Raw genomic sequence first — 22,658 nt, 5'->3', positions numbered from 1 at the left:
CAATTTTATCTGGCCAACTTCACTGCGGGACAATATTTCAACAAAGCTAACATTTTTATCTTGAAAAGGTTTGACAATTCGGCAAAAAACAGGCATATTTCGTCGCCTTAAATTTAAGCTATATAATTTCACTTTTAGGAGTTCACCTTGGCTAACTCAAAGCAAGCTAAGAAACGTGCGGTACAATCAGAAAAGCGCCGTCAACACAATGCAAGCCGTCGTTCAATGATGCGCACTTTAGTAAAAAAAGTTATCGCTGCCATCGAAGCCGGTGACAAAGAAACTGCAAGTAAAGAATTTGCAGCTGCTACACCGATTTTAGATCGTTACGCAAGCAAAGGTCTTATTCACAAAAACAAAGCTGCTCGTAGTAAGAGCCGTTTAAGCGCTGCAATCAAAGCGTTATAATTTTTGTTCGATAGACAAATTTCTGCTGTTGTTAGTATTGTTAATCAATAGACATCAGCAACCTAAAGAAAAAACCGGCATTAGCCGGTTTTTTTATATCTGCTTCTCTTTAATTAACCAAAATAATAATCAGAATAACACTTGCTCTAGTAAGCGTTTTTACCTACTCTTTTTCCGTCGAAAAAATCCTTGGAAACCATCATGAAATACACCAAAATTGCCGCCGCAATCATTTTTAGTGCAACGGCGTTGATCGGCTGTAGCCAACAAGAAGCTGAACTGAAATCAGCACAATTATTACCAGAATACCAAAATCGTTTAGACATTTACCAAACCGTTGAACTGACCGCAGATCTCAGTCATTTGTCCGACAACCAAAAGCAAATGCTAAGCTTACTGATCGAAGCTTCTGACATTGCTGATGACTTGTTTTGGCAACAAGCGTTTGGCGACAACAAAGCTGAGTTTCTCAGTGCGATTAAAGATGAAAAAGTTCGCAAGTTTGCCGAGATTAACTACGGCCCATGGGACCGACTCAACGGCGATAAAGCATTTTTAGCCAACACACCTGAAAAGCAAGCTGGCGCCCAGTTTTACCCTCAAGACATCACAAAAGCCGAATTTGAACAAGCAAATTTCAACGACAAAGAAGGCTTGTATTCATTAGTTCGCCGCGACCAAAACGGCAAGCTTAGCACAATCGCCTACTCAGAGGCCTACAGCGATGAAATTAATCGCATGGCGGCAATTTTAGAACAAGCCGCTCAGTACGCAGAAGATCAAGAATTTGCAAACTACTTAACAATGCGCGCACAAGCATTGAGAACAGATGAATATCAAGCGTCTGACTTTGCTTGGATGGATATGAAAAACAACCCTATCGACGTTGTTATCGGTCCCATTGAAACCTATGAAGATCAGCTTTACGGTTACCGCGCGGGTTTTGAGTCATACGTGCTAGTCAAAGACATGGCGTGGAGTGAAAAACTGGCGAAATACGCAGCGTACTTACCCGAACTGCAAAAAGGTTTACCTGTCAGCCGAAAATACAAAGCAGAAACACCAGGATCAGATGCCGATTTGAACGCTTACGACGTAATCTACTACGCTGGGCACTCAAATGCTGGTGGCAAAACTATCGCCATCAACTTACCGAACGATGAACAAGTGCAATTGGCCAAAGGTACGCGTCGTCTGCAATTAAAAAATGCGATGCAAGCCAAATTCGATCATATTATGCAACCGATTGCCGCAACGTTAATTGCACCAGAGCAACGTCAAAACGTTACCTTTACCGCGTTTTTTGCCAATACCATGTTCCACGAAGTTGCTCATGGTTTGGGTATTAAAAACACCATTAACGACAAGGGTACCGTTCGTCAGGCGCTTAAAGAGCACGCCTCAGCCCTTGAAGAAGGCAAAGCCGATATCTTAGGTTTGTATATGATTCGCCAATTGCTAGAGAAAGGCGCCATTACTGAAGGCCAGCTAGAAGATTACTACGTGACCTTTATGGCAGGCATTTTCCGCTCGGTGCGTTTTGGCGCCAGCTCTGCGCACGGCAAAGCGAACATGGTGCGCTTTAACTATTTCCAAGAGCAAGGGGCATTTAGTCGCAGCCAAGACGGTCTGTATAGCGTCAATATCGACAAGATGACCAAAGCAATAGACTCATTATCTAAGCTAATTTTAACCTTACAAGGCAATGGCGACTATCAAGGCGTTGATCAATTAGTGAAAGACAGCGGTATTATTAAAACTGACTTAGCCAGCGACTTAGCTCGTTTAGAAGAAGCTAATATCCCTGTTGATATCACCTTTGTTCAAGGTAAAAAAGTGTTAGGCCTATAACTTAAGTAGGTCTCGCCACTGCACACTCGGTATGGCTCAAAAATGCCAAAACAACGCGTTCTGCATTGTTTTGGCATTTATTTCAATGATGACCTTTATAAGCGATTTAACACTTCCAAATTAATGCTTGATTGGTTATAACCACTATTCGCAAATATTATCATCACTCAGTGATCTACTTGTTTCGCCTCACCATATTAGCTAATCATAAAAGCTAACAATAATAATAAGATAGGCAAATCAGTAGTAATACCATCCGCATAGATAAGAAAGACAAAGCGGTTGTACAAAATAACGCTGAGTGGCACTAGATAACGGGGAAGCAAGAATGGAACATTACGATTTTATTATCGTCGGTGGCGGCTCTGCTGGCTGTGCGCTAGCGGATAAACTAAGCGCCAACGGCAAATTTCAAGTCTGTTTGTTAGAAGCAGGACCAAAAGATACTAATTGGTTGATCAAAATTCCTTTGGGTATCGTCGAGCTAATGAAGCACAAGGTCTTGAACTGGCAATACAACTCAGCACCGGAACCCAGCCAAAATAACCGCTCTATTTTCCATCCAAGAGGCAAAGTCTTAGGTGGCAGTAGCTCAGTCAACGCAATGCTGTATATCCGTGGTCAACGAGAAGATTACGACCACTGGGCCGAGCTTGGCAACAAAGGTTGGAGCTATGACGAGGTGTTGCCATATTTCAAAGCAGTGCAACACCAAGAGCGTGGCGACAGTGAATTTCACGGCACCGGTGGCCCGTTGAATGTCGCTGAACCAAGTAGTAATCTCGACGCCTTTCAAGACTTCGTTGAAGCGGCAAAGTTAGCTGGCTTTCCCGAGAATAAAGACTTTAACGGCGCTAGCCAAGAAGGTGTTGGTCAGTATCAAGTAACTCAAAAAGACGGATTGCGCTGCAGCGCTGCTGATGCTTTTGTCACACCTAACCTCGCTCGTAGCAACTTAACGGTACTCACTGAAGTGTTAGTGGAAAAAGTGGTCATTGAAGACGGACAAGCAACTGGCGTTGTCATTAGCCAAAAAGGGCAGCGCAAAGAGCTAAGTGCTAAACGCGAAGTTATCGTCAGTGCAGGTGCCTTCAATTCCCCTCAGCTATTGATGTTGTCGGGTATCGGCGATCAAGAAGAGCTAGCACAGCACAATATTGAACTTAAACAACACTTGCCGGGTGTTGGCAAGAATTTGCAAGAACACATTGATACTTTAGTGATTAAAAAGTATCACAAGACCGATATCCTCGCCTTTAGACCAACAGTGCTATTACACGGCGTAAAGCACCTGTTTAACTTTATGACTAAACGCAAAGGCATATTAACCACAACAACCTCTGAAAGTGGCGGTTTTGTGAAATCGAGACCTGAATTATCTCGGCCAGACGTGCAGTTGCATTTTTCCGCCTGTGCCTTAGATGATCACGGCCGCAACAACAAAATGTTACTCAACTACGGCGTTGCCATTCACGCATGTTTGTTGAGACCGAAAAGTCGTGGAAGTATTAGTTTATACAACAACAAACCAAGCTCTCACCCGAAAATCCTCAATAGTGCACTCACCGAGCCCGAAGACCAACAAGTAATGATTGACGCGGTAAAACTGGCGAGAAACATTTTTGCCCAAGAGCCATTAAAATCAGATACTAGCAGTGAGTTTTTTCCCGGAAATGATGTTCAATCAGATCAAGAAATTCTCGAATTTGTTCGTGCTAAGGCCAATACCATTTATCACCCAGTCGGTACCTGTAAAATGGGGCAAGATGACATGGCGGTTGTTGACGACCAATTAAAAGTGCGCGGTATCGCCAATCTTCGGGTTGCCGACGCGTCAATAATGCCAACCTTGATTAGTGGTAATACCAACGCGCCCGCGATCATGATCGGCTGTAAAGCGGCTGATATGATACTAGCGGATCACAGTTAATATCAGTTCACTTTAGAAATTTTGTCAACGAACTACCACAAGCTGTAGAGCTTAGCTTTGTACAGCTTGCGATCATCTAATTCGTAACTCCAAGTCAATGCTTTCTTTAACATTTCCCTGGCTTTATTAAGCTGGTGCTGCTTGGCATATATTTGATAAAGCCCCAAGTATGCTTGATGCACATAGGGGGCTTGTTCAATCACTTTGTAATAATAACGTTTAGCCGCAGCAACCCGCCCTTGCCGGTGCTCAACATAGGCTTGCTCAAGCCATTGATAAGGGTTTAAATCCTCTAAACCGGCAATTTTATTATCGAGTATTTCCGCTTCTTGGTAACGCTGTTGTGATTTTAACAACGTCGCGTAGTTGCTCAACATCGCAACATTGTTTAAGTCGTGTGCTAAGGCCGCTTGATAAATAGCCTCAGCCCCTTCGACATCACCCAAACGCCGATGTAAAACAGCCAGTAAATTAATATTTTCAGGACTGTGCTGATCATACTGATGACTTGCTAACGCATACGCAAATGCGGCTTCTAATTCATTATCAATCAAATAGTCCGCCGCAATGTTTCGGTAATACATTGCGATAAACTGATGCTTGCTAAACAACCTGCCGGGCATATTTGTCGTACTGGGAAAGTAATCAACAACAATTCCTGGCGGCCTGAGATAATATGTATCAATCTCAGGTTTAAAGTTTGGTTTATATAAGTAAGTTTGAACATGGGAAGAAGATAAAATAACGTTGCCTTGTTTTTCGAAAATCGGCAAGGTGTTCACCTTGCGATAATCGAAGTCAACATTGGCAAGCTTGGCATATGCAGTCGTTAGCACAGCTAAACTCATGCAATTACCACGAGCTAAGCTGGCCGTTTGCTGAGCAGTATTAGTTTCGCCGTAATAAGTAAAGTCGGTTAAATCAGATTTTAGTATTTGAAATATTGCTTTATGAGGCGCATACCCATGTGACACGTAATGTTGATACTGGTTGAGAAAGGCTTGTTGCTGCCCATCACTTAGTGCAAATAGCTCTTCTTCATCAATAACATCAACAGTTTGATGGTCTATCAATTCGTAGTTAATTGGCAGCGAGAATGGTTTTATAACCTTTACTTGGTCAATTGGTAGAACACTACACCCCGTCAACCAAAGCCCAATAATGCCAACGCAAAAACGTTTAAATACCACTAAAACTTACCTCGATTACTTGAAATATAGGTTTGCTTTAGTTCATTAATACATCTTTGTATTAATTGACACAAGTTTAGTGAGGATTAATAACTCAGTTCACAGTTTCTAGTGGTTTGTTGGTCAACAAATAAATGAGGTGATGTTTCGGTGTTGCTCGCCAGCTCAGTTTGGCTCAAATTAAAGGTTAAGCCAACTAAGTCACCAGCTTGATTAATCAGTGGCAATAAAATAACCGCTACTGAGATATTGTGCTGTACTAAGGTTAACAACATGGTTTGGCCTTTGCCTGAACGACAGAGCTTGATGTAAGCTTTTTTCAACCTAAGCCATTGCAAATTAGTCAAATAGCGGCGTATTTCGATGACGTCTATAGGTAGTGCAATCTGCTTTGCCAACGGTGCTTGCTCGCCAATGATCCATTCAAGTCGAATCTGATCAAAATAATAACGGCCAAGGCAAATACCAAGTTCGGTCAAATGCTGCTTAGTTATTGCCAGGTTATCATCCACCACTGCCGACAGCTCCCCCGACCAAGGTGAAAATCTTTCTTGTCCCTGAGAATTACCAAATTTAAGCCAGTCCGGACTAACGGCAAAGTAATGAGCGATTTTGTTTACTGAACGAGTACTAATATGGTCTGACGCTAGCCAGTTGTATATCGACTGACGACTAACTCCAATCGCCTTTGCCAACGCGTGAATTGAGACTTCTCTTTGTTCTAACAGGGCTTGCAATCGACCAGCAAAACTATCGGACATACCTTTTCTCACCATTAAACTCTACAGCGATATTCTAGCCCTGTTAACAGCTCGATAACTTGATCTAAATTAACTTAGTTGATTAAGTTTGATTTAAAATTCATTAAAAAATGTAAGGTTATTACTATACATACGGTCAATAACCCGATAGATTATCCTGAAATATTTTGTTACAGCCTATTAACGTTAGAAACAAAATATCACACACCCAGTTTGGTGGCTAAGGACTGCATTAGATTAATCCTCTGTTGTTATTAATAATAAATGAGCCTTATATGAGCCGAGAACAAAAATTTTCCAAATCAGAAATTCTTCTTTCCACTACAGATTTAGACAGCCGTATCAAATATGCCAATCAGAGCTTCTGCGACATTGCAGGTTACAGCTTAGACGAAATGAAAGGCAATCCACACAATATGGTACGTCATCCAGATATGCCAAAAGCGGCCTTTGAAAACCTTTGGCAGTTCATTCGTGCAGGTAAATCTTGGATGGGGCCGGTAAAGAATCGCTGTAAAAATGGCGATTATTATTGGGTAAACGCTTTCGTTACACCGATAAAAGACAGCAACGGTCAAATCAAAGAATATCAGTCAGTAAGAACTTGCCCGGATGATGACTTGATAAGAAGAACCAACGAAGTTTACCCCGAGCTAAATCAAGGTAAACAGCCCAAGAAAATAGCTTCTGAAACCGACCAAAGCAGCTGGTTCCAATATTTTTTCTTCACTCTCGCCATATTATCCACTATCAACCTCATCACCTCAGACAACTACTTCACTTCTATCCCCTTAACCGCACTATCAGTAGTTGCTTCCGCCTTATTTTTTCAATGGCGTACTAAATATCAAAACGTGGTTCAACAAGCTAAGCAAATTTTTGACAACCCGTTAATGACGTATTTGTATTCGGGTAACAATGACAAAATTGGTGCCATAGAATTAGCCTTAAAAAAACGCCAAGCTGAACTCAATGCCATTGTCGGTCGCGTCAGTGATATTTCACAAAATATTACCAGTACAGCTGAGCAGTCGTCTCAAAGTGGCGACAATGTAGCAAGCATTTTAAGCGAGCAACGCCGCGAGACCGAGCAAGTTGCCGCTGCAGCTAATCAAATGTCTTCAACAGTGCAAGAAATTACCCATACCGTTGCTCAAGCAGCCGTTGCCAGCCAACAAGGCCTAGACATTAGTATCGAGGGTAAACAGCAAGTAGACAGTACAACCCTAGCGATTAATCAATTGTCAGAGCAACTCACACAAGTTGACCAAGCAATTAATAATCTAACATCGGGCTGCCAATCGATTGAAACTGTATTGAGCGAGATCAGCAGTATTGCTGACCAAACTAACTTGCTCGCCCTTAACGCCGCCATTGAAGCCGCCCGTGCTGGCGAACAAGGCCGCGGCTTTGCCGTTGTTGCCGAAGAAGTACGGGCGCTTGCCATGCGTACGCAACAATCAACAGAAGAAATTAATAAATTACTGACCCAGTTACTCAGTGAATCTGAGTTTGCCATTGACGCGATGACTCAAGGTAACCAGTTGTCTAAAACTTGTGTTGACCTTTCTCAACAAACGGGAGAGTCTTTAGAGCAAGTTCATTTTGAAGTGAGTAGTTTAGCGCAAATAAGTGAACAAATTGCCACCGCCATTGGCGAACAATCAGTGGTTGCTGAAGAGGTCAATCAAAACGTTATCGCCATCTCCGATATGTCTTCAGAGAGTGAGCAACACGGGCGTAAAGCCACTGAACTAAGCAACGAATTGTTGACTGAGCTTAACGAACAACAAAGCTTGATTAATCAGTTTAGAAACTAAAACTTTGGATAAACTCACTTAATGACAAAAAAGGGGGCTAAATCAAATTTAGACCCCTTTCACGTTCGAACAACAATTACTAAAAACTATTGCTCAAAATACCCAAACACGGTATTAAATGCCTGCTCTTGAAACTTCTTCAAGCCAGTATCGCGAAAATCAATATTGACTTGGCTTTTCGCAAGACTGTTTTTGATCATAGTCGAAGAAACAATCTCAACGTCTAAGTCAGCAATCAGTTGAATGGCTGCTTCTAGTTTGAAACCAACCGGACCGCCAGCAAACTTTCCTTTCAAAGCACGCCCTTTAATTACTACTTTTTCTACTTGGTAATCAGCCATTAATTTAGCAAAGTCGAACTGAAATTTTTGCATTTCTTCAGCATTGCCGGCATTGTCTATACTCAGTTTCGGCACCCGGACACGAGGAATATCATACAAGCCCATATCGCGAGACATCACACAGATAATCGCATCGTTGCCTTTTAGCTCTACACCACAAATTTTCATCAAAATTCCAAAGAATAAATACAAGATGACTATATTGTATGTGATATACGCTCGATACCAAAAGTATTATTACTGCTGTTCTAATTCGCTCATCACTCGAACCGATGGCCCATTGGCGGGAAATCCTGTTATTGCCTCTAAAAACGCTTCCAGCGCTTCAATTTCAGATAAGGTTAAATTGAGCTTTTGCAGGTGTTTTGAGGTGACTGGAGACAAAGGGTCTTGCTCATCAACTACCGTTGGTACGCCGCCGCGATTATAAATATTTAATACTCCTCGCATGCTAAAAAATAAGCCATTGTGCATCCAAGGTTTGGTATTCATTACACCCCGTAAGCTTGGCGTTTTGAACTTGCCAACGTCTTGCGCTTTGCCTGTGGTAAGATAAAGGCCTAAATCCTCCAGTTCTCGACCGTAATAAGTTAGTCCCAAATTGTGAAATTTATTATCCGTCATCGCCGGCCCGCTGTGACAATTTAAACAGCGTGCCTTTGTCCGAAATAAATGTAAGCCCAATAATGCTTGGTCGCTAAGTTGAGCACTTAGCAGTTGATGCTGCCTGCCTTGATAATGACGCGCCACTAAAAAGCGGTCAAAAGCAGAGTATCTTGAAATAATCGTACGCTCAAAAGTGGCGATTGCTTTGGCAAGGTTTGCCGCGGTAATACCAGTATTGTAAAATACTTGATTAAAAGCCTCAACGTAACTCGGATCTCGCTTTAATTTAATCAGCACCTGTTCAATTGACGTATTCATTTCAATTGGATTGATAATGGGTTGCAATGCCTGTGCTTCTAAAGAGTCAGCCCGACCGTCCCAAAAAAACTCAGTAAAGTAGGCTGCATTTTCAATACTTGGTGCGTTTCGTGTGCCTCGTAACCGGTTGTGACCAAAAGATGTTTGTCTACCATCAGCCCAGCCCAAATCTTTGTCGTGACAGCTAGCACATGCGATTTGCCCAGAACCAGACAATAGCGGGTCGTTAAACAGTCGTTGACCTAATTCAACTTTCGCACGACTAAAAGGGTTAGTCTTCGGAAAAACCGGCAATGGTAACAAGCCCAGCTCGTTGTGCTCTATACCAGAGTCTAATAGTGGCTTTGGCCAAAATTCTGGCGCTTTCAAATAAGTCGTTCGCAACAAAGTGAGATCACTACTAATATCCGTATGAGTATCTGCAAAGGCTGAACAGCTTATTGTTAAAAGCAGTAATAACATTGCGTTTAAAGGTATTGTACTAAAAAATATAAAATTCATATCGAGGGGAAGTGAAGGAGTAAACTTAAAAGGGCTACGACAACGTTATTTGAGGTTTTGGCACTATTGCCGCATAGCGGCAATAGTATTGTTTGCGACTACTTTTTTGATAAAACAATCGTTTTTTTAGTCGGGTCTAATTTGACCAAATGCGCGGCCTCATCAAGCTCGCTTTGTTTAGTGAGCTCAATGCAGGTGTCAGATTGACTCTTGACCGCTGCCATCAATTCAGGCTCAAGTAAATTCGCTTTTTTTAACCAATAGCCATCGCCTAAGTCATGGGCGGGGAAGTAACACAACTGACTAACAAGCGCTGCGCTAACGATAGATAAACTCATAATAAAATCTCCAAATAATAAACTTAATAAAACAATTAGTGTTGGTAACGAATTCCCAACCAAAAGCTACGACCCAATTCGGTACCTGTCGCCAACGGGCCAATTTGATAGGTACGGCGGTTAAAAATATTTTTAAAGTCAGCACTGAGCGTTAAGCTACCGAAACCAAACATTGGCACGTGGTACTTAATGCTAGCGTCGGCCAACCAATAGCTAGCGCGTCGGTACTTGCGATATACCGGAAAGTCTTTGCGAGTGATAACACAGCCCTCACAGACGTTGGTTTCTAGCGTTACAGAGTCAGTTTCACCGGTGGCATAAATAGCGTCTTGTGATGCGCTGTAACGGAAGTGGCTGGCCAGTTGCCAATTGTGCCAATCGGTGCCAAAGCTCAAATTGGCAATAACCGGTCGGTTAAAGTCAGTGCGTTGGTAGCCCAAATCATGTTCAGTAATCAACGACTCTGTGGTCTTTAGCCTAACTTGGTCCGTGCCCGCAAACCTTTCTTCAACCACTTGACGCAAAATAACCAACTCTTGGTCGTGAAAATTGCTAGTGCCAAAAAAGGTCCCATTGGCCCCGTCAAACTCGCCATCAAAAGTCGCCTTATCAACCTTATTTGACGCCTTTGAGATATTAAACTGGACGTGAAAATTCTCGTAATTGGCCATCCAAGCAAGTGTATAACGGTGGTAGTCATTGGCGCCGCGATTAGTACCATAGAGCACCGCTTGACCAATTTCATTAAAGCCCTCAGTGCGTGTGATTTGCTTTTTACTCTGACGACTCAACCACTTGAGTTGCAAAGTGCCACCAAACAACTGATATTGATAATCGAGACTGAGCTCATCAGCATAAGGGGTTTCAGTATCGGTAAAGACATACAAATGACCTTGTCCAGTACGGGCGACTACCCAGTTTTGCAACTGATTGCCAAAACTGCGGCGATATTCGTTAAACGCAGGCGTGATAGACTGATTGAGTTTGTATTGGGTTAAGTTTGCTTGGTAATAACGATTAGCTCCAAAGCTAATCAGATGCTGCTGATCGGCAAACAAATCCCAACGCCACCTAAAACGCGGTGCTATATTGTGCTCTTTGAAAAAGTCATTGTATTCGTAACGACCTCCCAGTGTTGCTTGGTGATTGCGCCAGTCAACGCTCAACTCACTGTAAAAAGCTAAATAATTTACCGCTACCGAGGTGTCTTTTGCTTGGGCTACTTGGCGGTTTTGAAAATACTGCCCGGCAGTAACCACATTATTTTGGTAAAGCAAAATATCACTGGCGTTGGTTAAATCGATCGGTCGACCGAGCTGCTGTTCAAGCTCTGCTAGCGAAAGCTTTAACTCGGTTTCAACGCAGTCAATGGTATAGGCGCCACAATCAATATTTGAATTAGTCACAACTCCGTTGTAAATGACGTTGTCGGTCAAACGATTGAATTCTTGGATTTGATGCTGAAAATTTAGCCCCGCCGTTAACTCGACCTCAGCGTTCAGCCACTGCCATGGTGCTAGTACAGTATCAATATCGGCACTGATCCGACGTTCGTTTTTGTCGATGTCGCCAAAGCCGCCTTCAATACTGCTTTCACCACCATAATAGTCAGCCCAGCTGCGACCGCGAATATTACGCCACGCCAACCAATAATTAGGTGCTCGTTTTTCGTAACGGTTGTCACTGTAACTCACTTGGCTATTGACTGTGCCCCAACGGCCGTCGTGACCGTAAGCAATACTGGTACTAATACCACCACCAGAGGTTGAATAGTCACTATTGCGTTGGAACTTCTCAAAGTAGTCGCCGTTGAACGGTGCGTATAATGCAGTAACCGTTAAGCTATCATTGAGCGTAAAATCGTGATGGTACTTAACCAATACATTAGTATTTTTCTGCTGTTGAGCCTTGATTTGACCAAGTTGATCAAGATACTCTGTCGACTCTAAAAATTGCGCTTGCAGCACAATACCACTGTGGTCAGTAATTGGCCCAGAGTAATAAATATCCGCCTCTACTTTGTCAAAAGATGGCCGATAAAGTCGTGACGACGCTTCATTTTCAGGTCCGGCGATGTGAATTTGCCTGCTAAAACTATCGCCAGTGGTGCGATAACCAATACCAAAACTCGGCTCAACACTTGGTTTTTTAGTGGTGACATTAACCAAGCCTCCTGAAAACTGGCCGTATTTCGCTGGAATATTACTGTCATATACTTCTATCGTATCAACCAGTGACAAGTTGATAAAACTGGCTTGGCTATGAGTGTTAATATCCTGTCGCAAGTTTTCATCAACCTGAGCATTGCCGGTACTCAAGCGTGAATTATTACTAATGCCATCAATGTTGTAACCAGAATGATGGCCTTGGGCGCCAGATATCGACACTTCGTCTGGTACGATTGAGGTCAATTGATCTTCTGCTCGGGTTTGGTCGCTGTATTGCACCCCAGGTAGAATCGCTAAAATATCATTGAGATTACCGTTGCCGAATCGGTAGTCATCGATAATTTTTTTATCGATGGTATAGCTACCCTCACTACCAGTATTTATTGGGTTTAACTTGTAGCCCAACACAGTAATGCGCTCGACATCTTTAGCGTCATCGCTCTGACAATCAGACTCAGTTTCCCTACTCGATTCTGATTGGCAAGCCTCAAGCAAAGCTTTTTCTCGCTTTTGCAGCGAAGCTATTTGCGCATTTTGTGCCGATGCTGCCTTAGCAAGCGCTAAGCTTGCTAAGGCAATTATTGAAAGTGATAATTTCATAAACAATAACGGCTAGTTATTTTTTACTAACGGTGACGGATCTTCTTCGTCCTTAATTCCGTCATTATCACTGTCTTCGTCTAATACCAAACCCGAGTCACTAATCATTTCGTCCGTAGCAAACGGGGCGAAGAAGTTTGGCTTGCCATCGTTATCGGTATCAACACTGGCAACAATAGAACTTGGAAACGCGTCAGCACTGGCCAAGTTGCGGGCGACATTAGCTTCAATACTCGCTTTTTCAAGCTCGCCTAAGGCTTCGTCTTGAGCAATGGTTAAGGCTCTATCAGTATCGCCAAGATAAGTGTAAATTGCGGCAAATGGCACGTACTCTTCGTTTTTAATGAGATCAGATTTAGTGGCAATAAATGGTATTACCTTATCTAAATGCTTAGCTAAAATCGTTGCAGCTTGTTGGCGGTTTTGCACTCTCTGTGCAGCGTTTTCATTGGCATTTATCGCTTCTATCCATTGAAGATACGACGAATCAGCGCGACGACGACCGTTGAATAGGTCGCGGGTAAAGTTACCAACACTGGCAGCACTAGTAGTTTCTTCAATTTTAACCGCTTCGGCCAAAGCACTGTCGTAAAAGCTTTGTGCCTGACTGAAGAAACCACCTCGGGCAAGTTCTACCGCTAAATTGGCATAGCGATCGGCTTTTTCTTTGGTGAGATTTTCGCTGTCGCTAATGTCGTTTTTCAACAACTCTATATTGCTATTGGCACTTGCTAAAACAGCATTAAGGGTTTCAGTATGACCATGCCTAGTCAGATACTTAGCAACAATCGCCGCCGCTTGAACAGCTTCTTTGGTACTGACTAACAGGTTACCTTTGCTATCGGTTTTGCGCTCGTTAAAGTGAGCCAACATTAGATCACCACACACTTTTGCGGTGCTTTTTGCTTTTTCACTATAACCATTGCCAGCGCTTAAACGCTCTAACTGCTCATAAACCCGCACCAAGCGGCCACATCCTGACTCGCCGCTAATAAAGGAAAAGCTGCTGCGGTTTTCTGCTAAGTACTCATCACTTTGAATAAGGGTTAATGCTTCTTGCGCCAAAGCATCGGCAGCGCTATATCGGCCTTGATCAATCATATAAATGGCAGCGCCTTTAGTGCGGATGTTAAACGCAACTAACTCGGTAAAGTGCTGGCGTAAATCATCTGACTTTTTGTTGGCAACAACAATGTCAACCGCTTGCTGATCTGATGTACTGGCGCGCACGCGAGCAAAGGTCAATGCCTCTTCTGCGTCACCGATGATAGAGTCTTTAACAAAATCAAAGAAAATAGAGCCCTTTGCAATTTCAGTTAACGAACTAATATCAACCGATGGATATAAAGTCACCATGTGAGCAGCAAAGTCAGGTACAGTGAAAACATAATCGTTTTTGGTGGTATCGGCATATGGGTCAGCAGCTACCGAGTAGTTGCTGTCGTAATCGACATAGCCATAAAGCGCCAGTGCTTGTGCTAGTGCTTGTTTAGCCCGTTCCGGCTCATTAAGGGTGATAAATTTCTCAATCACGTAGTCGTAAGCAACAAGAGTTACTGACGAATATTTTTGATCGGCAAAGTTAGTGCTATAACCAATTCTAGGGGTAAAACGCAACAAGCGTTCAGTTTGCTCTAACGCTGCCAATCGGTCTTGTTCAGCTTTAGTTTCCTCATAATCAGCAACTAAATCATCAACATAAAAATTAAATCGAAAGAAGAGACGCCTTGCTTCTGTGCCTTCACCAATAGAGTTCATCACTAAATCCATGACGCTATAGGCTTGAGTTGCACCATTGTCATCCCCCATCGCTCGATAAGCTGTCGCTAAACTTGGGAAAAACCCAGCGTCTAAGGTAGCAATACCATTGGTCGCTAACTGTTCTGAATAAAGCTGTTGTGCCTTTACTAAGTAATCAGTCGCCTTATTCTTGTTACCGAGACGAATATTGGCATTTGCCGCTGATAAATAGGCAGAAGCGCGAGTGATTTGATTCGTGATAGCATCTCCGGTCAAAATGCTTTCAGTGATATCGCTGAACCCAGCATTGCTGTAGCCAGATACTAGCGATGAGTAGACACTTGAATTGACAACATCATCTTTTAGCCCATCGCTAATTTTTTGCGCTTGTTTAAGGTGAGATTTATCCCAAGCGTAATAATAATACGCGCGATCGGCATTAGTCGCTAAGCTGGTGCCAAGCGATAATTGCTTAGTGATTTCACCGCCATTACCATCACTAATTTTTACGGTAAAAGCATCATCAATGCTAACGATATCTTTAATGGTATAGGTTACTTCACCGCTATCTGCTGCAATAACCATAGCACCGACTTTAGGTGCTTTGGTGAGTTCGTACTTTAAACTATCACCGTCAATATCCGTTGCCGCTAACGTGCCCTTTTTAACTTCACCACCACTTACCAAGAGCTTGTCGAGTGCCAATTCAGGAGCATCGTTGACCGCTTCAATAGTGACAGTCACTTCAACGTTAGTCACCGCGGTGCCATCAGATACCGCGACGGTAAATTTATCATCACCATTAAAGTTAGCTGTTGGTACGTAACTTACTTCACCACTATTCGCATCAATTGTTGCAGTGGCATTGGCGGGGGCATTGCTCAGTGAATAGGTAAGCTTGTCACCATTATCATCTTTAGCGCTAACGGTTATTTTGGCACTAGCGTCTTCCTTTAACGCTAGACTGTAATTCGCTTGATCAAATTTCGGTGCGGAATTTGACTCAGAACTGCCTCCGCAGGCAGATAAGACAACCACGGATGTGGTGAGTAACAACCAATTTTTTTTCATCATTTTGATCCCAATGTAAAATGCGGAGCGGATCTTAATGATAATTATTATTATTTGCAACTTTATTTATTAAATATAACTTCAAATTATAAATGAAAATGAAAGAAAATTGATGGACTACTGGACTGACCAGATATTCAGCAGAATCTTATCTTGATAATCGTGGCCTTGACCGTATTCAACAGTCACTTCATTGCCAACAACCAGCTGTTTTAAATAGCTTTTATTTTCAATTTGAAAGACTTCAACAATATCATCAAAAACAATATCAATACTGTTTGAATTTATTTTCAACACTCGACCAGTCGATTTTTGATAAACTCGTTGGTCGATATAACACGCAGGTGGCTCGAATTCTTGCGGACATGCCATCAAGGTTGACGCACCTAATTGTCCATTGCTCACGATATGGTTATTACAGCCATCAAAATAATGACTGCAATACTGTAAAGAAATACTTGGCCTGTGGTCGGCAAAATAAACAACGCCATTGGCTACACATTGGTTATCACTTACTCCGAGTAACAGTGCCTCTTGAGATTCAGCACAAATTTGGTAAGTGCTTTTAACCGATTCCACGATATTGTTTTCTTGTTCAAAAACCAAAGACTTATCCTTGTTTAACATAATAATCAATTGGTTATTGATAACATCAAGCGACTTCGCCTTTTTTAACCACATTAAGAGCGCAATCTCCTCTTCCATTTTCTCAGGTGCACACAACATCCGAGTGGTGGCAATATCCTTTATGGCAATGGAAATGGGTTTGTTAGTGTCTAAGGTTTTGTAACGGCCAAAAAAGCCATTACACTGCGCTTGGCCGGAAAATCGCTGTTGTTTAAATTGAATTGTTATTGGCTTGTCGTCAGTATGAGTTTTAACTTTGTGTAGCCATTGACGCTGTTGTTTCAAACCAACAAACTGCCAACTGACACTGTCTATCTGTTTTGTAAGTTCAGTGTGCTCATAAACAACCGATGCATTTTCAGTACAACTTACCTCACTTTCTAGCCAGTTTCCTGCTTGCTGGCAACGATTAACATCACTTAGTTCAGTGGTTCTTGTTGAATGACTGCAGCCACTAATCATAACTAAAACAGATAACACCCCAATAAGGTAGATATTCATAAAGCAATCGCCTTTTTGCTCGCTTAATTTTAAATCGCGCAATAATAAGACTTCAGTCTGTAAATCAATAATATCTGTCACTAAATGAAACAAAAATAAACATGGTCGCGCGCCATATCTTTGTTTTATTATTGTCGAAAATATTGAAAACAGAAAATATCTATGACCCTCTCTCATTCAGTCAAATCAACTACGAATCCTGAGCAAAATATTGCTAGCCCAAAAACTAGACGTTGTATTGTCACTGGTGCTAGCTCAGGTATTGGCTTAGCAATAGCAAAGCTTTTTAGTGAAAGCGGTTATCGGGTTTTTAATCTAGATATCAAGCCAGGCGAGTATGGTGAGTTTCACCCATGTGACTTAACAAACTTTGCTGAAGTGGAGCAAGTGATTGCCGATATCTGCCAGCAAAGCCCAGTTGACTGTTTGGTGTCAAATGCAGGTATGCACTTCTCCGCCAATATCGAACAAACCTCAGAGCAAGATTTTGATCGCGTCTTTGATCTCAACGTTAAAGGTGCCTTTGCGGCAGTAAAGTCAGTGCTACCATCAATGAAAGCACAGCAAGCTGGTTCAATTATTATCATTGCCTCAGACCAAGCATTGGTCGCCAAGCGCAATTCATTTGTCTATAACTTGAGTAAAGCGGCATTGGCATCAATGGCGAAAACGACAGCGCTCGATTACGCCGAATACGGCATTCGCGCCAATGCCATTTGCCCGGGCACTATCGAAACGCCGCTTTACCATCAAGCAATTGACAACTACTGCCAAAAGTCTGGGGCTGACAAGCATCAAATTCACGCAGAAGAAGCTGCACTGCAACCGCTCAATCGTTTGGGACAACCTGAAGAAGTCGCCGAACTGGCACTATTTCTTGCCTCTGACAAATCCCGATTTATTACGGGTAGCTTACAGGTAATTGATGGCGGCTATACCGCTCAATAAAATGGCAATAGTGACACAAAATATGAAGATTATTGATAGTCACCTTCATTTGTTCGATTTGGCACGCGGCAATTATCAATGGTTACAGCCGAGCAACCCGCCACACTGGCCCGACAAAGACAAAATTTTTCGCAGTTTTTCAGAGTCTGATTTAGCACTTGAAAGCGGCTATCAACTCGCTGGTTTTGTTCATATTGAAGCCGGTTTTGACAACCACCAGCCATGGCGTGAAATTGAGTGGCTTGAGCAGTGCTGCCAGCTGCCCTTTCGGGCAATTGCTTATCTCGATTTAACATTGCCGCTGCCAGAATTTCGCGCTCAGCTCAATAAACTAAAAAGCTATCATAGCGTGCACGGGGTTCGAGATATTTTTGATGAGCGCGCAGCGAGTATTTTAGCCATCAGTGATATCGCAGAAAAGTTCAAACTACTTGAACAAGCTGCGCTTAGTTTTGAGTTACAAATGTCATTCGAGCAGCGCTTGGAGGTGACAGCCTTTGTCGAACTATTGGCCCTTTGTCCCAAGCTACAAATACAAATTAATCACGCCGGCTTCCCACCAATTGCTGAGCGCGGGTCAATGCTGGCATCAAGTTGGTATCAAGGGTTAAAACTCATAAGTCAGTTGCCCAACACCTTTGTTAAGTGCTCTGGTTGGGAGATGGCTAACCGAACTTACGACATCCAATGGCCAATCGAGGTCATTGACTTGTGTCTAGCGCTTTTTGGCGAAAATAGGGTCTTACTCGCCAGTAATTTTCCACTGACTTTGTTTAGTAAAAGCTATCCTGAATACTGGCAACAATTACTCACTGAGTTATCGCACCGTTATCCGCAAACACTAGTAACGAAACTCGCCTATAAAAATAGCCAGCAGTGTTATAGTATTCCGTCTGCAAATGCTCACCCTGAACGCACTAACCGCTAATACTCTTAATATTTACCGAGGAATTTTTCGATGCAAACCTGTGATAACACACCCGGCTTAATGCCTATTGACCAAGCCATTGAACAACTAGTTACTCAGGTCAGCCAAGTCACAGACACTGAATGCATCAAATATCATCAAGGCAGCGGTCGCACCTTAGCGAGTGCCGTTAAATCACCGATTGATGTACCCAATTTTAACAATTCAGCAATGGACGGTTACGCACTTTGCTTAGCAGACAACCTTGACACTGCTGATTTGCCGAAACAGTTTGCGCTAGTTGGCAGTGCGCTAGCAGGTCAACCTTATTTGGGTGAACTGAGTCCCGGTCAGTGCATTCGAATTATGACTGGCGCAAAAGTCCCAAGTGCGGCAACCGCTGTGGTGATGCAAGAAAACACGCAAGTGTCAGATCAACAAGTGACCATTAATGGTGACTATAAAATTGGTCAAAACATTCGTTTAGCCGGTGAGGATATTAGCCAGCAACAAGAAGTCTTCCCTGCTGGCCATCAGCTAAAAACCGTCGATGTTGGCTTAATTGCCTCGCTCGGCATAGAGGACATTAATGTTTATCGCAAAGTTAAAATTGCGGTTATGGCAACTGGCGACGAATTAAAACAACCGGGACAAAGCCTCAACGACGGTGATATTTACGAAACCAATCGCACCGTATTAAAGGCGATGTTGGCCAAGTTAGCGGTAGATGTCATTGACTTTGGCATCATTGCCGATGACCAGGCAACAATAAAACAAGCCTTTATCGACGCTAACCAGCAAGCCGATATCGTGATTAGTTCAGGCGGTGTTTCAGTCGGTGATGCCGATTATGTTAAAGAGGTATTGGCACAGCTCGGCACTATCGAATTTTGGAAAGTCGCCATTAAACCCGGTAAACCGTTTGCTTTTGGCAAACTCAGTGACAGCTACTTTTTCGGCTTACCCGGTAACCCAGTTTCTGCCACCGTGACCTTTGATCAGCTTGTGTTGCCAGCCCTCAATAAAATCGCAGGGACCTCGGTCAATCCGCGTCAGCAATTATTGTTAAATGCGATAACCACGCGCAACATTCGAAAACGTCCGGGACGCGCAGATTATCAAAGAGCTGTAGCTAGTATCGATGACAACGGCCAGTTAACCGTAACCCCGTTATCACGCCAAGGCTCAGGGGTATTATCTTCGCTGAGTCAAGCCAACTGTTATCTAGTGTTGGCACAAGACAACGCCGGTGTTAGTGCTGGCGAACAAGTGAAAGTATTAATGTTTGGTTCACTACTCAATTAATCACCACTGTGTTAGCCAATTGAGTAAGGCTAGAGCGCTTTAAACTGGGCATATACTTTTTGCCCTTTAGCAAGTGACAGCTGCTGACAAGAGTAACTCGATATTTCGGCTCTGAGCAGCTGTTGCCCAATTAATACAGTCACTAATACGCTTTGATTTGACTGGTGTTGCGTTGACTTATGTTGTCTCAGTTGCTGATCACTTTTTTGCACAGCCATTGAGTCAATCGCGACAATTTCTCCAGATAAACAATTCAACATGCTCGACTGACTTTGCTGTGCTCGGGCTAAACTCACTTTGTTGGCGGCTACTCGAACTCTACTACCAGCGTTAGTATAACTCTGCTGGGTGAGCCATAGTTTTTGTTCGCAACCTTTAAGGCCGCAGGCCATCAAACCATATTGTTGGCCGTGAGTATCGCTTGGCTCAACAAAGTCGAGTAGCGAAAACGTTTGTTCAGTGCTGGTTTCACTCAATTTCGGCAACACCTGCTCAGAACTGCCCTGTTGCACAAGTTGTCCTTGCACGAGATGAATAATGTGTTGGCAACAATACGATAATTCAGCCAATGAGTGACTGACGATAATAAACGCCAGCTGATACACTTGGTGAAGCTGGCGAATAAGCGCCAACATCGCCACTCTAGTTGACCAATCTAAGGCCGTAAAAGGCTCATCTAACAGAATGATGCGCTTACCAGTAATTAGCGTACGGGCAAAACTCACCCGTTGCGCTTCACCGCCAGACAAACTTGTCACTGGTTGTGACAGTAACGGGCCAATGCCAGTCCATTCAATAACTTGATCGACCGAGTATGGCCGAGTTCGACTGGTAACACTGTGTTTATCAATCAGGGCGAGATTCTCGCTGACCGTCAAATGCGGAAACAACAAGGCTTGTTGCTGTTGCCATGCAAAGGGACGCTGCTCGGTTTTAAGGTCAGTTAAACGCTGTCGTCGTTGCTCATCGTCGCTACTAGCACGTTCAATAATATTAAGCTCACTTTTACTGGCAATCCCTTGCTGTTCCAGACCTGCTAGCCACTTTAGTAAGCTCGACTTACCGCTGCCTGAATGGCCAAATACACCAGTAATTGTCAGCGGAATTTCACAATCTAGGTCAAGCTTGAAGGCTTTAGCTGGCCAGTTTTTGTCGTTGCTACCAAAGTCCAGCTGACATTGCATGCTTAACATCAAACACTTCCCAATCTAAAACTGCGATTAAAGCGATAAAGTACGGTTAACGCCAGTACCGAAAAGACAATTAACACGGCGGCCAAACTGTGGGCTTGCTGATAGTCAAGCGCTTCAACATGGTTGTACAAGGCAATTGATAACACTTGGGTTTCTCCGGGTAAATTGCCGCCTATCATCAACACTAACCCAAACTCACCTAAGGTATGGGCGAAACCAAGCGTCGCCGCACTGATAATACTCGGCTTCATTAGCGGCAGCAGCAAATGGAAAAATCGTTGCCTTGCTGGCATCCCGAGGCCAGCTGCCGCTTGGCTATACTTGAGCCCGAGTTGGCTAAAACCACTGTGTAACGGCTGTAGCACAAATGGCAACGAGTAAATCACTGAACCGAGTAAAATACCACTAAAACTAAACGCCAACGATTGCCCGGTCAGCGACTGCCACGTATTGCCAAGCCAATTATTGGGTGAAAAAGCCATTAATAAATAAAAGCCCAAAACTGTCGGCGGCAACACCAATGGCAAGGCAATTAAGGCTTCAATAAAGGCTTTAAAACGACCTTGGTAACGGGCTAACCACCAAGCACTGGGCAAACCAATCACCAGTAAGATTGCGGTTGTTAACAATGCCAATTTGACAGTCAGCCAAAGCGCTTGCCAATCCAGACTAGAAATCATCGAGTTTACTTAACCTATTTATCATTTCGCTTTGCGGTTTTATTCCGCTAATTTTACTGGTGAATAGCCCATTTGCGCTAGTTTTCCTTGAACTTCAGGACTCAGCAAATAATCAATTAACACCTGCCCTGCTGCCTGCTTTTTACTGCGTTTAACAACCACTGCTTTTTGTTCGATGGCTTGATGTGCAGATTGCGGCAATAACCAGTAACCTTGATAACGCGATACTTGTTGTGAAAACTTCACGCTAGCTCGCTTCAACAATGACAGCGGCACAAACCCGAGCTGAGCATGACCAGTATCGACAAACTGAAATGCTTGGTTGACGTTGGCCGCTTTCACCAGTTTATCGGTTATTTGATCGTAATTAGCTAGTGGTTTAAGTGCTGTTTGGGCTGCTTGACCATAAGGTGCAAAGCGCGGGTTAGCAATAGCAATGCGATCTTGCTCGCTCAAGCTCTCAAGGCTGTTATACCAGTGTTCACGGGGACTAACATCGCGATTAGGTTGCCACAGCACCAATCGACCTAAAGCATAAGTCGACAAACTCGAACTCACGGCAAGTTCTTGATTAACAAGCAGCACTGGCAATGTTTCATCGGCAGATAGGAAAACATCAAACGGCGCACCTTGGCGAATTTGACCGTATAAAATGCCACTGGCGCCGCTTGATAAGCTCAGCTCAATACCTGTTTTTTGTTGAAAATCATCGCTTAACTCCGCCAAGACCCAGTGAAAGTTACTGGCAACCGCGACCTTCAACTTAACGGGTTCAACTGCCTTAGCACTGAGGCAAAACAGCAAACCAATGAAAATAAAAATACGCTTATAAAACAATAGATTATTCCAATGTA

18 protein-coding genes are annotated in these 22,658 nt (G+C 43.2%); 7 read left to right on the top strand and 11 right to left on the bottom strand.

Features of this window, described 5'->3' with window-relative positions; all coding sequences use genetic code 11:
• The first annotated feature begins 147 nt into the window (after positions 1-147).
• From rpsT to J7384_RS07190, 3 genes are all read left to right on the top strand, one after another.
• Positions 148-408, top strand: a complete 261-nt coding sequence (rpsT, locus tag J7384_RS07200; protein WP_209112529.1) for a 30S ribosomal protein S20 — start codon at positions 148-150, stop codon at positions 406-408.
• Between the two features lie 201 nt (positions 409-609).
• A complete protein-coding gene (locus J7384_RS07195; RefSeq protein WP_209112527.1) occupies positions 610-2,259 on the top strand; it encodes a Zn-dependent hydrolase in 1,650 nt (549 codons plus the stop codon).
• Positions 2,260-2,587: 328 nt separating this feature from the next.
• Positions 2,588-4,189 carry a choline dehydrogenase gene (locus tag J7384_RS07190; RefSeq protein ID WP_209112525.1) on the top strand — a complete coding sequence of 534 codons (1,602 nt, stop codon included), beginning with the start codon at positions 2,588-2,590 and terminating at the stop codon, positions 4,187-4,189.
• Positions 4,190-4,221: 32 nt separating this feature from the next.
• Here J7384_RS07190 and J7384_RS07185 read toward each other — a convergent pair whose 3' ends face one another.
• A complete protein-coding gene (locus J7384_RS07185; protein ID WP_209112522.1) occupies positions 4,222-5,379 on the bottom strand; it encodes a tetratricopeptide repeat protein in 1,158 nt (385 codons plus the stop codon).
• 86 nt (positions 5,380-5,465) lie between these two features.
• On the bottom strand, positions 5,466-6,140 hold the full coding sequence (locus tag J7384_RS07180) for a helix-turn-helix transcriptional regulator (protein ID WP_209112520.1): 675 nt from the start codon (positions 6,138-6,140) through the stop codon (positions 5,466-5,468).
• 275 nt (positions 6,141-6,415) lie between these two features.
• Here J7384_RS07180 and J7384_RS07175 point away from each other — a divergent pair, with 275 nt between their 5' ends.
• Positions 6,416-7,960, top strand: coding sequence for a PAS domain-containing methyl-accepting chemotaxis protein (locus J7384_RS07175; RefSeq protein ID WP_209112518.1), 1,545 nt, complete (start codon positions 6,416-6,418; stop codon positions 7,958-7,960).
• Positions 7,961-8,046: 86 nt separating this feature from the next.
• Here J7384_RS07175 and J7384_RS07170 read toward each other — a convergent pair whose 3' ends face one another.
• From J7384_RS07170 to J7384_RS07145, 6 genes are all read right to left on the bottom strand, one after another.
• Entirely contained in the window at positions 8,047-8,469 is a 423-nt protein-coding gene (locus tag J7384_RS07170; protein ID WP_209112516.1) for a DUF3010 family protein, read from the bottom strand.
• 69 nt (positions 8,470-8,538) lie between these two features.
• Positions 8,539-9,687, bottom strand: a complete 1,149-nt coding sequence (locus J7384_RS07165) for a cytochrome c peroxidase (RefSeq protein WP_209112514.1) — start codon at positions 9,685-9,687, stop codon at positions 8,539-8,541.
• Positions 9,688-9,824: 137 nt separating this feature from the next.
• On the bottom strand, positions 9,825-10,064 hold the full coding sequence (locus J7384_RS07160; protein ID WP_209112513.1) for a hypothetical protein: 240 nt from the start codon (positions 10,062-10,064) through the stop codon (positions 9,825-9,827).
• Positions 10,065-10,099: 35 nt separating this feature from the next.
• The gene (locus J7384_RS07155) at positions 10,100-12,832 is read right to left on the bottom strand and encodes a TonB-dependent receptor plug domain-containing protein (protein ID WP_209112511.1); all 2,733 of its coding nucleotides are present in this window, start codon (positions 12,830-12,832) and stop codon (positions 10,100-10,102) included.
• Positions 12,833-12,844: 12 nt separating this feature from the next.
• Positions 12,845-15,646, bottom strand: a complete 2,802-nt coding sequence (locus J7384_RS07150) for an Ig-like domain-containing protein (protein WP_209112509.1) — start codon at positions 15,644-15,646, stop codon at positions 12,845-12,847.
• Positions 15,647-15,760: 114 nt separating this feature from the next.
• Positions 15,761-16,771 carry an META domain-containing protein gene (locus J7384_RS07145; protein ID WP_209112507.1) on the bottom strand — a complete coding sequence of 337 codons (1,011 nt, stop codon included), beginning with the start codon at positions 16,769-16,771 and terminating at the stop codon, positions 15,761-15,763.
• Positions 16,772-16,933: 162 nt separating this feature from the next.
• Between J7384_RS07145 and J7384_RS07140 the strand changes: the two genes are divergently transcribed.
• From J7384_RS07140 to moeA, 3 genes are read left to right on the top strand one after another with little or no spacing between them, the layout of a single operon-like run.
• Positions 16,934-17,719: an SDR family oxidoreductase gene (locus J7384_RS07140; protein ID WP_209112505.1), complete on the top strand. Its 786-nt coding sequence runs from the start codon at positions 16,934-16,936 to the stop codon at positions 17,717-17,719.
• Positions 17,697-18,647, top strand: coding sequence for an amidohydrolase family protein (locus J7384_RS07135; RefSeq protein WP_209112503.1), 951 nt, complete (start codon positions 17,697-17,699; stop codon positions 18,645-18,647). The genes J7384_RS07140 and J7384_RS07135 overlap by 23 nt, the downstream gene beginning before the upstream one ends.
• 30 nt (positions 18,648-18,677) lie before the next feature.
• The gene (gene moeA, locus J7384_RS07130) at positions 18,678-19,931 is read left to right on the top strand and encodes a molybdopterin molybdotransferase MoeA (protein ID WP_209112501.1); all 1,254 of its coding nucleotides are present in this window, start codon (positions 18,678-18,680) and stop codon (positions 19,929-19,931) included.
• 29 nt (positions 19,932-19,960) lie between these two features.
• On the opposite strand, the gene J7384_RS07125 is transcribed toward moeA, so the two are convergent.
• From J7384_RS07125 to modA, 3 genes are read right to left on the bottom strand one after another with little or no spacing between them, the layout of a single operon-like run.
• Complete coding sequence (locus tag J7384_RS07125; protein ID WP_209112499.1) at positions 19,961-21,124, bottom strand: ATP-binding cassette domain-containing protein; 1,164 nt, start codon at positions 21,122-21,124, stop codon at positions 19,961-19,963.
• On the bottom strand, positions 21,124-21,804 hold the full coding sequence (modB, locus tag J7384_RS07120) for a molybdate ABC transporter permease subunit (protein WP_209112497.1): 681 nt from the start codon (positions 21,802-21,804) through the stop codon (positions 21,124-21,126). The genes J7384_RS07125 and modB overlap by 1 nt, the downstream gene beginning before the upstream one ends.
• Positions 21,805-21,843: 39 nt before the next feature.
• Positions 21,844-22,641 (bottom strand): molybdate ABC transporter substrate-binding protein, encoded by a 798-nt coding sequence (gene modA / locus J7384_RS07115; protein WP_209112495.1) that lies wholly within the window; start codon positions 22,639-22,641, stop codon positions 21,844-21,846.
• Between the last annotated feature and the right edge of the window lie 17 nt (positions 22,642-22,658).

Source organism: Endozoicomonas sp. G2_1, from assembly GCF_017744155.1.
Taxonomy (GTDB): Bacteria; Pseudomonadota; Gammaproteobacteria; order Enterobacterales; family Alteromonadaceae; genus JAGHQT01.
Note: the sequence above shows the minus strand (reverse complement) of the source record. Positions and strands in the feature narration are given on the sequence as shown.

Excerpts from the sequence above, each read along its gene's own strand:
- J7384_RS07195 (WP_209112527.1), top strand. The coding sequence starts at position 610 with ATGAAATACACCAAAATTGCCGCCGCAATCATTTTTAGTGCAACGGCG.
- J7384_RS07190 (WP_209112525.1), top strand. The coding sequence starts at position 2,588 with ATGGAACATTACGATTTTATTATCGTCGGTGGCGGCTCTGCTGGCTGT.
- J7384_RS07180 (WP_209112520.1), bottom strand. The coding sequence starts at position 6,140 with ATGTCCGATAGTTTTGCTGGTCGATTGCAAGCCCTGTTAGAACAAAGA.
- J7384_RS07175 (WP_209112518.1), top strand. The coding sequence starts at position 6,416 with ATGAGCCGAGAACAAAAATTTTCCAAATCAGAAATTCTTCTTTCCACT.
- J7384_RS07170 (WP_209112516.1), bottom strand. The coding sequence starts at position 8,469 with ATGAAAATTTGTGGTGTAGAGCTAAAAGGCAACGATGCGATTATCTGT.
- J7384_RS07165 (WP_209112514.1), bottom strand. The coding sequence starts at position 9,687 with ATGTTATTACTGCTTTTAACAATAAGCTGTTCAGCCTTTGCAGATACT.
- J7384_RS07160 (WP_209112513.1), bottom strand. The coding sequence starts at position 10,064 with ATGAGTTTATCTATCGTTAGCGCAGCGCTTGTTAGTCAGTTGTGTTAC.
- J7384_RS07155 (WP_209112511.1), bottom strand. The coding sequence starts at position 12,832 with ATGAAATTATCACTTTCAATAATTGCCTTAGCAAGCTTAGCGCTTGCT.
- J7384_RS07150 (WP_209112509.1), bottom strand. The coding sequence starts at position 15,646 with ATGATGAAAAAAAATTGGTTGTTACTCACCACATCCGTGGTTGTCTTA.
- J7384_RS07145 (WP_209112507.1), bottom strand. The coding sequence starts at position 16,771 with ATGAATATCTACCTTATTGGGGTGTTATCTGTTTTAGTTATGATTAGT.
- J7384_RS07140 (WP_209112505.1), top strand. The coding sequence starts at position 16,934 with ATGACCCTCTCTCATTCAGTCAAATCAACTACGAATCCTGAGCAAAAT.
- J7384_RS07135 (WP_209112503.1), top strand. The coding sequence starts at position 17,697 with ATGGCGGCTATACCGCTCAATAAAATGGCAATAGTGACACAAAATATG.
- moeA (WP_209112501.1), top strand. The coding sequence starts at position 18,678 with ATGCAAACCTGTGATAACACACCCGGCTTAATGCCTATTGACCAAGCC.
- J7384_RS07125 (WP_209112499.1), bottom strand. The coding sequence starts at position 21,124 with ATGTTAAGCATGCAATGTCAGCTGGACTTTGGTAGCAACGACAAAAAC.
- modB (WP_209112497.1), bottom strand. The coding sequence starts at position 21,804 with ATGATTTCTAGTCTGGATTGGCAAGCGCTTTGGCTGACTGTCAAATTG.